Source organism: Streptomyces sp. NPDC013187 (assembly GCF_042899705.1).
In the GTDB taxonomy this organism is placed as follows: Bacteria; Actinomycetota; Actinomycetes; order Streptomycetales; family Streptomycetaceae; genus Streptomyces; species Streptomyces hawaiiensis_A.
This window is the reverse complement of the sequence record NZ_JBIBAF010000008.1, coordinates 101148-113564: the sequence shown is the minus strand read 5'-3', so window position 1 is coordinate 113564 and position 12417 is coordinate 101148. Positions and strand designations below refer to the sequence as shown.

The 12417-nt window shown below is 70.8% G+C and carries 11 protein-coding genes and 1 pseudogene; 10 read left to right on the top strand and 2 right to left on the bottom strand.

Annotated elements, in window-relative coordinates; translation table 11 throughout:
* Positions 1 to 118: 118 nt before the first annotated feature.
* From ACFY5B_RS18295 to ACFY5B_RS18275, 5 genes are all read left to right on the top strand, one after another.
* Positions 119 to 1327 carry a sensor histidine kinase gene (locus ACFY5B_RS18295; protein ID WP_389970120.1) on the top strand — a complete coding sequence of 403 codons (1209 nt, stop codon included), beginning with the start codon at positions 119 to 121 and terminating at the stop codon, positions 1325 to 1327.
* Positions 1328 to 1437: 110 nt separating this feature from the next.
* Entirely contained in the window at positions 1438 to 2799 is a 1362-nt protein-coding gene (locus ACFY5B_RS18290; RefSeq protein ID WP_389970117.1) for a sensor histidine kinase, read from the top strand.
* A gap of 547 nt (positions 2800 to 3346) precedes the next feature.
* Positions 3347 to 4006 carry a response regulator transcription factor gene (locus ACFY5B_RS18285; RefSeq protein ID WP_344459317.1) on the top strand — a complete coding sequence of 220 codons (660 nt, stop codon included), beginning with the start codon at positions 3347 to 3349 and terminating at the stop codon, positions 4004 to 4006.
* A 176-nt stretch (positions 4007 to 4182) separates the two neighbouring features.
* A complete protein-coding gene (locus ACFY5B_RS18280; protein ID WP_389970114.1) occupies positions 4183 to 6108 on the top strand; it encodes a 2-oxoacid:acceptor oxidoreductase subunit alpha in 1926 nt (641 codons plus the stop codon).
* Positions 6101 to 7180 carry a 2-oxoacid:ferredoxin oxidoreductase subunit beta gene (locus ACFY5B_RS18275; protein WP_389970111.1) on the top strand — a complete coding sequence of 360 codons (1080 nt, stop codon included), beginning with the start codon at positions 6101 to 6103 and terminating at the stop codon, positions 7178 to 7180. Before ACFY5B_RS18280 ends, ACFY5B_RS18275 begins: the two co-directional genes overlap by 8 nt.
* A 30-nt stretch (positions 7181 to 7210) precedes the next feature.
* Here the strand turns inward: ACFY5B_RS18275 and ACFY5B_RS18270 are convergent, their stop codons facing one another.
* The gene (locus tag ACFY5B_RS18270; protein WP_389970107.1) at positions 7211 to 7591 is read right to left on the bottom strand and encodes a winged helix-turn-helix transcriptional regulator; all 381 of its coding nucleotides are present in this window, start codon (positions 7589 to 7591) and stop codon (positions 7211 to 7213) included.
* Between the two features lie 90 nt (positions 7592 to 7681).
* Between ACFY5B_RS18270 and ACFY5B_RS18265 the strand changes: the two genes are divergently transcribed.
* From ACFY5B_RS18265 to ACFY5B_RS18255, 3 genes and pseudogenes are all read left to right on the top strand, one after another.
* The gene (locus ACFY5B_RS18265; RefSeq protein ID WP_389970104.1) at positions 7682 to 8536 is read left to right on the top strand and encodes an SDR family oxidoreductase; all 855 of its coding nucleotides are present in this window, start codon (positions 7682 to 7684) and stop codon (positions 8534 to 8536) included.
* Positions 8537 to 8669: 133 nt separating this feature from the next.
* Positions 8670 to 9683: an EamA family transporter RarD gene (gene rarD, locus ACFY5B_RS18260; protein ID WP_389970101.1), complete on the top strand. Its 1014-nt coding sequence runs from the start codon at positions 8670 to 8672 to the stop codon at positions 9681 to 9683.
* A 24-nt stretch (positions 9684 to 9707) separates the two neighbouring features.
* A pseudogene (locus tag ACFY5B_RS18255) lies at positions 9708 to 10191 on the top strand (winged helix-turn-helix transcriptional regulator).
* Here ACFY5B_RS18255 and ACFY5B_RS18250 read toward each other — a convergent pair.
* Complete coding sequence (locus ACFY5B_RS18250) at positions 10178 to 10756, bottom strand: CGNR zinc finger domain-containing protein (RefSeq protein WP_389970836.1); 579 nt, start codon at positions 10754 to 10756, stop codon at positions 10178 to 10180. The pseudogene ACFY5B_RS18255 and the gene ACFY5B_RS18250 sit on opposite strands and share 14 nt — an antisense overlap.
* A 66-nt stretch (positions 10757 to 10822) precedes the next feature.
* On the opposite strand from ACFY5B_RS18250, the gene ACFY5B_RS18245 reads away from it, so the two are divergent.
* Positions 10823 to 11296 (top strand): VOC family protein, encoded by a 474-nt coding sequence (locus tag ACFY5B_RS18245; protein WP_389970098.1) that lies wholly within the window; start codon positions 10823 to 10825, stop codon positions 11294 to 11296.
* Positions 11297 to 11447: 151 nt separating this feature from the next.
* A complete protein-coding gene (locus ACFY5B_RS18240; protein WP_389970095.1) occupies positions 11448 to 12398 on the top strand; it encodes a M28 family metallopeptidase in 951 nt (316 codons plus the stop codon).
* The last annotated feature ends 19 nt before the right edge of the window (positions 12399 to 12417 follow it).

Here is a 12417-nt window from a genome sequence, read left to right as displayed (position 1 = left end):
ATAAGGGCAGGGTAAGCAGCCCGTCACCGCCGGGCATACGGGGGGTGGGGTTTTCCTCAGTCGATCCTGGCGGTCCACCTCATGGCGCAGCCGTGCGCCGCCGGGCACGCTAACGCACATGACCCAACGTATCCCGTCCCCGGGCACGACGGCGGCCCGGTCGGCCGCCGGGCCGGACGACCGTCAGCCGCCGGCCCGGCTCGCCTACGACCGGCACACCTGGCAAGAGATCGCGCACCTGCTGGCCAACCTTCCGGTCGCGCTGCTCGGTTTCACCTATGTCGTGACGATGCTGTCCATCGGTTTCGGGCTGACCGTCACGGTGGTCGGGTTCCCGCTGCTCGCGGCCGGACTCATGGGCGCGCGGCAGTTGGGCAGGCTGGAGCGGGCACGGGCCCGGGCGCTGCTCGGGGTGCGGATCGAGGAGCCGAGCCGCCTGCGGCTGCGCGGCAGGGGCGGCTTCTTCCAGCGGCTGTGGCTGCAGCTGAAGGACCCGGTGGGCTGGCGCACGGTCCTGTACGAGTTCATCCGGCTGCCCTGGGGCGTGCTCACCTTCAACGTCACACTGGTCTCGCTGTTCGTGCTGTGGCCGGTGCTGCCGTTCATCGCCCGGGGGCTGACCAACGCCGACCGGGCCATGGTGCGGGCGCTGCTGTCGCCCTCCGACGAGCTGGAGCGGCGGATCACCGAGCTGGAGTCGGACCGGGGGGTCGTGGTGGACACGGCCGCGGCCGACCTGCGGCGCATCGAGCGGGATCTGCACGACGGGGCACAGGCCCGGTTGGTCAATCTGGCGATGGGGCTCGGCCTGGCGAAGGAGAAGGTGCTGGAGGATCCCGACGCGGCGGCGGCGATGGTCGAGGAGGCGCACGGCGAGGTGAAGCTGGCGCTGCAGGAGCTGCGGGACCTGGCGCGCGGCATCCACCCGGCGGTCCTGACCGACCGGGGTCTGGACGCGGCCCTGTCCTCGGTGGCCACGCGCTGCACGGTCCCGGTGAAGGTGACGGTCGATCTGCCGGAGCGGCCGGCCGCGGCCATCGAGGGCATCGCCTACTTCACCGTCTCGGAGCTGCTGCAGAACGTCAGCAAGCACAGCAGGGCGAAGTCGGCCTCGGTGGATGTGTGGCGGACCGACACCCGGCTGCTGATTCAGGTGTGGGACGACGGGGGTGGCGGCGCGAGCCTGGACGGCGGTACGGGGATGAAGGGCCTGGCGGAGCGGCTGGACGCCGTCGACGGGCTGTTCGTCCTGGAGTCGCCCGAGGGCGGCCCGACGACGGTCACGGCGGAACTGCCGTGGCGTGACCGGTCCGCCGCCCGGGGGTAGGGAAAACCCCCCGTTCAAGACGCCGACGTACTCCATGGTCCGCCGACCTGCGGCGGAGCAGGGTGGAGGTACGGGAGCACAGCCGCGGGACGAGGAGAAGGACGGCGCCGATGGCCACGGAGTACGGACAGGGGTACGGGCTCGACGGTGGAGCCGGGTTCCCCGGGAGCACCGAACGGCGGCACCGGCTGCCGGCCGCGCTGCGGGCGCCGGTCGAGGGCCGCACCTGGCGTGAGCTCGCCCATGTGCTGCTCGGCCTGCCGGTCGGCATCCTGATGTTCACCTACGCGGTCACGATGGTGTCGCTGGGGGCGGGGTTGCTGGTCACGTTCATCGGCATTCCGGTGCTGGCGGTGGCGCTCGCCGGGTGCCGGGGCTTCGGGGCGCTGGAGCGGGCGCGGGCGCGGGCGCTGCTCGGCATGGAGGTGGGTGAGCCGGAGCCGCTGCGGATGGCCAGGCGGGGGGCGGCGGTGTGGATGGGGGCCGTCCTCAAGAGCGGCGTCTCGTGGCGGGCCCTGCTGTACGCGGTGCTGCAGCTGCCCTGGGCGGTGTTCTCGTTCGCCGTCGCCGTGAACGTGTGGGTGCTGGGCTGGGGGCTGCTGACGTACCCGCTGTGGTTCTGGGCGCTCCCGATGCACGCCGGGCCGGACGGATTTCAGCTGTACAGCGACGAGACGCGCGGGATCCGCCTCGACAACCCCTTCGAGCTCACGGTGACCGCGCTGGTGGGGCTGCTGTTCACGATCGCCGCGCCATGGATCGTGCGGGCGCTGACGATGGTGGACCGGCTGCTGGTGCACGGGCTGCTGGGGCCGTCCCGGCTGGCCTCGCGGGTGGTGGAGCTGGAGTCGGACCGGGGGGTGGTGGTCGACACCGCGGCGGCCGACCTGCGACGCATCGAGCGGGATCTGCACGACGGGGCGCAGGCCCGGCTGGTGGCGCTGGCCATGGATCTGGGGCTGGCGAAGGAGAAGCTCCAGGAGGACCCGCGGGCGGCGGCGCGGATGGTGGACGAGGCGCACGGCGAGGTGAAGACGGCGCTGCAGGAGCTGCGGGATCTGGCGCGCGGCATCCACCCGGCGGTTCTGACCGACCGGGGGCTGGACGCGGCCCTGTCCTCGGTCGCCTCACGCTGCACGGTGCCGGTGCAGGTGGAGGTCGACCTGGCGGAGCGGCCGGCGCCGGCGATCGAGGGGATCGCGTACTTCACGGTGTCGGAGCTGCTGCAGAACATCAGCAAGCACGCGCGGGCCACTTGGGCCGGCGTGGAGGTGTGGCGGACGGAGAACCGGCTGATGCTGCAGGTCGTGGACAACGGCGTGGGCGGGGCCGACGTGTCCCGGGGGTCGGGTCTGGCGGGGCTGGTGGACCGGCTCGACGCGGTGGACGGGGTCCTGGTGGTGGACTCGCCGGCGGGCGGCCCGACCCGGGTGACCGCGGAGCTGCCGTGGCGCGGAGCGCATGTGCGGTGACCTCCGGCCGAGTCGTGATGCCGGGGCTCCGGCCCGGTGACCCGCAGGGGGCTCCGCCCCGGTGACCCCGCAGGGGGCTCCGTCCCCTGGGCCCCCGGCCTTCGCCCACCCACCACCCGACACGGTCGGGACAGGAAGCAAGGCCCCCTCTCCCGACCGGCACGAAAAGGCACCGCCCGGACGAGAAGGCACCGCCCGGACGAGGAGGCCACCACCCCGCCGGGAAAGCACCGCCCGGACGAAAAGGCACCACCCCGTCGGGAAAGCACCACCCGGACGAGAAAGCACCACCCCGTCGGGAAAGCACCACCCGGACGAGGAGGCCACCACCCGTCGAGAAGGCACCGGCCGGACAGAAAAGCAAGGCACCGGCCGGACGAGAAAAAGCAGGCACCCTCCCGATTCCGCCGGAGAAGAAGCCGCTCCCTCCCCCCAACCACCCCCCGACCCTGGAATGCTGGACCCGTCGCACGGGTGGGCGCGTAGCCGTTGTGGGTTGCGGACGGGCGGCATCGGGTTGTGGGGGCCGGACATCGTGGAGGACAGGGTGCGGGTGGTCATCGCCGAGGATTCAGTGCTGCTCAGGGAGGGCCTGACCCGGCTGCTGACCGACCGGGGGCACGACGTCGTCGCCGGTGTGGGTGACGGCGAGGCGCTGATCAAGACCATCACGGACCTGGACGCGCAGGGCGAGCTGCCGGACGTGGTCGTCGCGGACGTCCGTATGCCGCCGACGCACACCGACGAGGGGGTGCGCGCGGCGGTGCGGCTGCGCAGGGCCCACCCGGGGCTCGGCGTGCTGGTGCTGTCGCAGTACGTGGAGGAGCGCTACGCCACGGAGCTGCTCGCGGCGTCCAGCCGGGGTGTCGGCTACCTGCTGAAGGACCGGGTCGCGGAGGTACGGGAATTCGTGGACGCGGTGGTGCGGGTGGCGGAGGGCGGTACGGCGCTCGACCCGGAGGTGGTCGCGCAGTTGCTGGGCCGCAGCCGCAAGCAGGACGTGCTGGCGGGGCTCACTCCGCGGGAGCGTGAGGTGCTGGGGCTGATGGCCGAGGGGCGGACGAACTCGGCGATCGCGCGGCAGCTCGTGGTCAGCGACGGGGCGGTCGAGAAGCACGTCAGCAACATCTTCCTGAAGCTGGGGTTGTCCCCGAGCGAGGGGGACCACCGCAGGGTCCTGGCCGTGCTGACGTATCTGAACTCCTGACGTTCACGACGCCTGACCCCGGAAACCCGGACAAAAACGGATGCATAGCCATGCCGAAGTCGTGTCCAAGATGCGAATGACCCCAAGAACCCGACCCTTGCGGTCGTAGTGTTGATCCTGGGAGGGCCTGCGGGAAGGCCTGTCCCGGACAGCGTCCTCGAGGGAGGTCCAGTTCAGTGACCAGCCAGGTCAGTAGCCCGGAGCAGGCCGACGAAACAGTCGTGGGAGAGCAGCGCAAAGCGGCGGGCGCGAAGGACGTGCGTCGCCTCGACCGGGTGATCATCAGGTTCGCGGGGGACTCGGGTGACGGTATGCAGCTCACCGGTGACCGGTTCACCTCGGAGACCGCGTCGTTCGGCAACGACCTGTCGACACTGCCGAACTTCCCGGCCGAGATCAGGGCGCCCGCGGGGACCCTGCCGGGTGTGTCGTCCTTCCAGTTGCACTTCGCCGACCACGACATCCTCACGCCCGGCGACGCGCCGAACGTGCTGGTGGCGATGAACCCGGCCGCGCTGAAGGCGAACATCGGCGACCTGCCGCGCGGCGCCGAGGTGATCGTCAACACGGACGAGTTCACCAGGCGGGCGATGCAGAAGGTCGGCTACGAGACGTCCCCGCTGGAGGACGGGTCGCTGGACGGCTACCACCTGCACCCCGTGCCGCTGACGACGCTCACGGTCGAGGCGCTCAAGGAATTCGACCTCAGCCGCAAGGAGGCCGAGCGCAGCAAGAACATGTTCGCGCTGGGCCTGCTGAGCTGGATGTACCACCGGCCCACCGAGGGCACCGAGAAGTTCCTAAAGTCGAAGTTCGCGAAGAAGCCCGACATCGCGGCGGCCAACATCGCCGCGTTCCGGGCCGGCTGGAACTTCGGCGAGACGACGGAGGACTTCGCCGTCTCCTACGAGGTCGCCCCGGCGGCCACGGCGTTCCCGCCGGGTGTGTACCGCAACATCTCGGGCAACCTCGCCCTGTCGTACGGGCTGGTCGCGGCGAGCCGGCAGGCGGATCTGCCGCTGTACCTGGGGTCGTACCCGATCACTCCGGCCTCGGACATCCTGCACGAGCTGAGCAAACACAAGAACTTCGGCGTGCGGACCTTCCAGGCGGAGGACGAGATCGCAGGCATCGGGGCCGCGCTGGGCGCGGCCTTCGGTGGTTCGCTGGCCGTGACCACGACGAGCGGTCCCGGTGTGGCGCTGAAGTCGGAGACGATCGGCCTCGCGGTCTCGCTGGAGCTGCCGCTGCTGATCGTGGACATCCAGCGCGGCGGCCCGTCGACGGGTCTGCCGACCAAGACCGAGCAGGCGGACCTGCTGCAGGCGATGTACGGGCGCAACGGTGAGGCTCCGGTGCCGGTGGTCGCGCCGCGCACCCCGGCGGACTGCTTCGACGCCGCGCTGGAGGCGGCGCGGATCGCGCTGACGTACCGGACGCCGGTGTTCCTGCTGTCCGACGGCTACCTGGCCAACGGCTCCGAGCCCTGGCGGATCCCGGACATCGAGGAGCTGCCGGATCTGCGGGTGCAGTTCGCGCAGGGGCCGAACCACACGCTCGACGACGGCTCCGAGGTGTTCTGGCCGTACAAGCGGGACCCACAGACGCTGGCCCGCCCCTGGGCGATCCCGGGCACACCGGGCCTGGAGCACCGGATCGGCGGCATCGAGAAGCAGGACGGCACGGGCAACATCTCCTACGACCCGGCCAACCACGACTTCATGGTGCGCACCCGGCAGGCGAAGATCGACGGTATCGACGTCCCGGACGTCGAGGTGGACGATCCCCACGGGGCGACGACGCTGGTCCTGGGGTGGGGCTCGACGTACGGGCCGATCACGGCGGCGGTGCGGCGGCTGCGCAGGGCCGGGGAGTCCGTCGCGCAGGCGCACTTGCGTCATCTCAACCCCTTCCCGCGGAATCTGGGTTCCGTGCTGGAGCGTTACGACAAGGTGGTGATCCCCGAGATGAACCTCGGGCAGCTCGCCACGCTCATCCGGGCGAAGTACCTGGTCGACGCCCACTCGTACACCCAGGTCAACGGCATGCCGTTCAAGGCGGAGCAGCTCGCCGCGGCTCTGAAGGAGGCCATCGATGGCTGAGACGTCCACGCACGGCACGGGCACCATCGAGGCGCTTTCCCTCGTCCCCAAGGCCGAGGGCAGGCAGTCGATGAAGGACTTCAAGTCCGATCAGGAAGTGCGCTGGTGCCCCGGCTGCGGCGACTACGCCATCCTCGCGGCGGTGCAGGGCTTCATGCCGGAGCTGGGGCTGGCGAAGGAGAACATCGTCTTCGTCTCGGGCATCGGCTGCTCGTCGCGCTTCCCGTACTACATGAACACGTACGGGATGCACTCCATCCATGGCCGCGCCCCCGCCATCGCCACGGGTCTGGCGAGCTCCCGCCGGGATCTGTCGGTGTGGGTCGTCACCGGTGACGGCGACGCGCTGTCCATCGGCGGCAACCACCTGATCCACGCGCTGCGCCGCAACGTCAACCTCAAGATCCTGCTGTTCAACAACCGGATCTACGGTCTGACCAAGGGCCAGTACTCGCCGACCTCCGAGGTCGGGAAGATCACCAAGTCGACGCCGATGGGTTCGCTGGACGCGCCGTTCAACCCGGTGTCGCTGGCGCTCGGCGCGGAGGCGTCGTTCGTGGCGCGGACGGTCGACTCCGACCGCAAGCACCTGACGGAGGTGCTGCGCCAGGCCTCCGCCCACCAGGGCACGGCGCTGATCGAGATCTACCAGAACTGCAACATCTTCAACGACGGCGCCTTCGACGCCCTCAAGGACAAGCAGCAGGCCGAGGAGGCCGTGATCCGGCTGGAGCACGGCAAGCCGATCCGTTTCGGCGCGGACCAGGCCAAGGGGGTCGTGCGGGATCCGCAGACCGGTGATCTGAGGGTGGTGGCGGTGACACCGGACAACGAGGGCCAAGTGCTCGTCCATGACGCGCACTCCCCGTCCCCGACCACGGCGTTCGCGCTGTCCCGCCTGGCCGATCCGGACACCCTGCACCACACCCCGATCGGTGTCCTGCGCTCCGTCGAGCGGCCCGTCTACGACACGCAGATGGCCGACCAGTTGGACACCGCGATCGAGCAGCACGGCAAGGGCGACCTGGGCGCGCTGCTGGCGGGCGGCGACACCTGGACGGTCGTGGGCTGACCTGCCGGACGCCCCCGAGGCCCGGGACCGCTAGGAGGCGGCCCGGGCCTCGTCGTATGCCTGCCGCGCCTTCTCCACGTCGCCCATGCGGTCGCGTGTCCACTGCGACAGGGCCCGCACCTGCTCGGCGGCCTCGCGGCCCAGGCCGGTGAGGGAGTAGTCGACGCGCGGCGGGATCACGGGCTTGGCGTCGCGGTGGACGAGTCCGTCCCGCTCCAGGGTCTGAAGGGTCTGCGTGAGCATCTTCTCGCTCACGCCCCGGCCGCCGTTTCCGCTGATCGTCCGGCGCAGCTCGCTGAACCGGTACGGCCGGTCCAGGAGCTCGATCAGGACGAGCACGCCCCAGCGGCTGGTCACGTGCTCCAGGACCAGCCGGTACGGGCACAGGGCTTCGTTCTCACTTACCGCCATGCCAGTACCTTACTTCAAAGTGGGTACTTTCCCATAGTTAGCGCACCTCCTATGGTTAGTTACAACGCACCCCACAAGGAGAGTCCCACCATGAGCATCGTCGTCACCGGAGCCACCGGAAACCTCGGCCGTCACGTCGTGGAGCAGCTGCTGGAGAAGGTCCCGGCCGAGCAGATCACCGCGGTCGTGCGCAACGCGGACAAGGCCTCCGACTTCGCCGACCGCGGTGTGAAGATCGCCCTCGCCGACTACAACACCCCTGCCTCCTTCGACGGCCTCTTCTCCGCCGGTGACAAGGTGCTGCTGGTGTCCGGCAACGAGTTCGACAAGGGCCGTGTGCAGCAGCACAAGGTCGTCATCGACGCCGCCAGGGCCGCTGGTGTCGCCCTGCTCGCCTACACCAGCGCCCCCGGCACCCTGACCGCCGCGCTCGCCGACGACCACCGCGGCACCGAGGAGATCCTGCTGGACTCCGGTGTGCCCTACGCGCTGCTGCGCAACGGCTGGTACCACGAGAACTACACCGAGAACCTCGCCCCCGTGCTGGAGCACAACGCGGTCGTCGCCGCCGCCGGTGAGGGCAAGGTCTCCTCCGCCTCGCGCGCCGACTACGCCGCCGCCGCGGTCGCCGTGCTGACCGGTGAGGGGCACGAGAACAAGACGTACGAGCTGGGCGGCGACACCCCCTGGAGCTTCGCCGAGTACGCGGCGGAGCTGAGCCGGCAGACCGGCAAGGACATCGCCTACAACGCCGTCTCCCCCGAAGCTCTAGTGGCGATCCTGACCGGCGCGGGTCTGCCCGAGCCGTTCGCGCAGATCCTCGCGGGCGTCGACGCCTCCATCGAGAAGGGCGAACTGGTCGTCTCCACCGGTGACCTGTCGCGTCTGACCGGCCGCCCGACCACCCCGTTCTCCGAGGCCATCGCCGCGGCGCTCAAGGGCTGAACTCCCCCGGCGGGCCCTTGAGCCGCCCCACCCCCGGCTGTCATGACCGTATGCCGATACGGGCATGACAGCCGGGGGTACTCGGCGTTACCGTCGTGAACGCGGACGCACGCCAGGCGCGGAGGAGGGGCACGTGAGCGGCAAGCCGAGGGGTGAGCGGCACATAGGACTGCTGAACGGCTTCGCGGCCTACGGGATGTGGGGGCTCGTCCCCCTGTTCTGGCCCCTCCTGAAGCCGGCCGGCGCGATGGAGATCCTGGCCCACCGGATGGTGTGGTCCTTGGTCTTCGTGGGCGCCGCCCTGCTCGTGCTCCGCCGCTGGGCCTGGGCCGGTGAGCTGGTGCGCCGGCCCCGCAAACTGGCGCTGATCACGGTCGCCGCGGCGGTCATCACCGTCAACTGGGGCCTGTACATCTGGTCCGTGAACTCCGGGCACGTCGTCGAGGCCTCGCTCGGGTACTTCATCAACCCGCTGGTCACCATCGCGATGGGCGTGCTGCTGCTCAAGGAGCGGCTGCGGCCGGTGCAGTGGGCGGCGGTCGGGACCGGCGGCGTGGCGGTCGTCGTGCTGACCATCGGCTACGGCCGGCCCCCGTGGATCTCGCTCTGTCTCGCGTTCTCCTTCGCCACCTACGGGCTGGTGAAGAAGAAGGTGGGCCTGGGCGGCATCGAGTCGCTGGCCGCCGAGACCGCGATCCAGTTCCTGCCCGCGCTCGGCTTCCTGGTCTGGCTGACCGCGCAGGGCGGCTCCACCTTCGCGGCCGAGGGCGCGGGGCACGCGGCGCTGCTCGCCTCGGCCGGCATCGTCACCGCGCTCCCCCTGGTCTGCTTCGGCGCGGCCGCCATCCGCGTGCCGCTGTCCACCATCGGCCTGCTGCAGTACTCGACGCCGGTCCTGCAGTTCCTGCTCGGCATCTTCTACTTCCACGAGGAGATGCCGCCGGAGCGCTGGGCCGGGTTCGTGCTGGTGTGGCTGGCGTTGACGCTGCTCACCTGGGACGCGCTGCGCACCGCCCGCCGGGCCTCCCGGACGCTCACCAGCGAGATCAGCGTGCCCAGCACCACGAGCACGACCGGCACGGTCAGTGCCGCGCGGAACGCCGAGAGCGTGGCCTCCGGGCCGGACCCGGTGGACGCCAGGCCGTAGACCGCGGTCACCGCCGAGATGCCGATGGCGGAGCCGAACCGCGTCGCCGTGGTCAGCCCAGCGGGAAGAAGGCATTCGCAGTCACCGAGTCACTGCGCGAGCACCGTGGACTACGGCGGTGCCGATCCCTTCCAGTGGGACACGCGCGAGGACCGTCAGGTCCGGCAGATCCTCGACCGGATCGCCGGCAAGTCGCTGCTGGTCATGCGCCTGCCGGAGAACCGGCGGCTGCGCTTCACGGAGCTGCGCCGGGAGATCGACGGGGTCAGCCAGCGGGATGCCGACCGTGACCCTGCGCTCGCTGGAGCGGGACGGCCTGGTGAAACGGACGGTGCACCCGGTGGTGCCGCCGCGCGTCGAGTACGAGCCGACCTCACTCGGCAGGACGCTGCACGCCGCGATCCGGTCCCTGGTGACCCGGACGGAGAAGCATCAGGAGGAGATCGCGGCGGCCCGGACCGCGTACGACACCCGCGCGGCGCAGGCCGCGGACGCTACGGCGTCGTAGGAGCGTGGCGGGCCCGGTGCACCCGGGCCTTCTCGCGGTTCCCGCAGTGCTCCATCGCGCACCAGCGGCGGCGGCCCGGGCGGGAGGTGTCGACGAAGAGCAGGTAGCAGTTGCGCCCGCCGCACTCCCGGACGCGGTCGGCGTAGGCCCCGGTGAACAGGTCGATCGCGTCGCGGGCGACGGTCGCGAGCAGCCGGCTGCCCGTGGCGCCCGGGGCCCAGGAGCGGGTGCCGTCGGGCTCGATGCGGGCGACGAGCGGGGGCGCGGCCGCGGCGGCGTTGACGACGTCCAGGTGGGCGGCCTGCAGGGGGCGGCCGTGAGCGCGGTCGGCGGCGAGCAGGAACACGGCGTCGCGCAAGGTGCGGGCCCGCCGCAGTTCCTCCGCCGAGACGGTGAGGTCGAGCCCGTCCGGCAGTCGGCTGCGCGCGGCCCAGGTGACCAGGTCGGCGGGTTCGTGCAGCACTTCCCAGCGGGCGAAGGTCCCCGGGCCGCCCGTCGTCGTCAGCTCCAGGCACAGGGTGCCGGGGTCGAAGCGGTAGGGCTTGCCCCCGCCCGAGACCAGCATCAGGCCCGGCGCCCGATCCGGCGTTTCCCCTGCGCGTCCACTCACATAACCAGTATAAGTGGTTACATGACGCAGACACCCGCATCGCCCACGCCCGTGCACTGGAAACTCGTCATCGACGCGAACGACCCGCACGCCCAGGCCGACTTCTGGGCCGCCGCCCTGAGGTACGAGGTCGAGGACAACAGCGCCCTGATCGGGAAGCTGCTCGGCTTCGGCGCCCTGCCCGAGGAGGCCACGGTCGACTTCCACGGCCGCCGCGCCTTCAAGGACCTGGTCGCCGTACGGCACCCCGAGGACCCCTTCGAGGAGGAGAGCGGGACCGGGCTGGGGCGTCGGCTGCTGTTCCAGCGGGTGCCGGAGGCGAAGACGGTCAAGAACCGGCTTCATCTCGATCTGCACCCGGGCGAGGGGCGCCGCGACGAGGAGGTCGCTCGGCTTGAGGGGCTCGGGGCCAGTGCGCTGCGGCGGGTGAAGGAGCAGGGCGGCGAGTGGGTCGTGATGGCGGACCCGGAGGGGAACGAGTTCTGCGTGCAATGACCTGCTCGGCGGAGGCCCTGGCTCCATAACGCCTGGCCGAATACGCACCTTGACGGAGAGTCAGTACCAGCTTCACCATCCAGGCACCCCATTCACTCTGGGCGGCCCGTGGACACCCCACGGGCCTCCTGACGGAATCCGGAGCCCCCACATGAAGCTCTCCGTTTCCGCGCGCGCCGTCGCCGCGGGCGGCATGGCAACAGCCATGCTCCTGACCGGCGGTGCCGTAGCGGACGCCGCGTCATCCGCTCCCTCCAGATCCGCCGCCGCGCCGGACATCCCCGTGGCGAACGTCAAGACCCACCTGTCCCAGCTGCAGTCCATAGCCACCGCCAACGGCGGCAACCGGGCGCACGGCCGGGCCGGCTACAAGGCCTCGCTCGACTACATCAAGGCCAAGCTGGACGCGGCCGGATACACCACCACGATCCAGCAGTTCACCGCCTCCGGCCGCACCGGCTACAACCTGATCGCCGACTGGCCGGGCGGCGACGCGAACCAGGTCGTGATGGCAGGCTCGCACCTCGACAGCGTCACCTCCGGGCCCGGCATCAACGACAACGGCTCGGGCTCCGCCGCCGTCCTGGAGACCGCCCTGGCCGTGTCCCGGGCGCAGTACAAGCCCACCAAGCACCTGCGGTTCGCCTGGTGGGGAGCGGAGGAGCTGGGCCTGGTCGGCTCCCGCTACTACGTCAACCGACTGGCCACCGGCGACCGTTCGCGGATCAGCGCCTATCTGAACTTCGACATGATCGGCTCCCCGAACCCCGGCTACTTCGTCTACGACGACGACCCGGCGATCGAGAAGACCTTCAAGGACTACTTCGGCGGCATCGGCGTCCCGACCGAGATCGAGACCGAGGGCGACGGCCGCTCCGACCACGCGCCGTTCAAGAGCGCGGGTGTGCCGGTGGGCGGCCTGTTCACCGGCGCCAGCCGGACGAAGACGGCGGCGCAGGCGGCCAAGTGGGGCGGTACGGCCGGGCAGGCTTTCGACCGCTGCTACCACTCGTCCTGCGACACCACCGCCAACATCAACGACACCGCCCTGAACCGCAACAGCGACGCCCTCGCGTACGCGGTGTGGGGGCTGTCGGAGTAGCCCCCACCCGGGGCGGCGC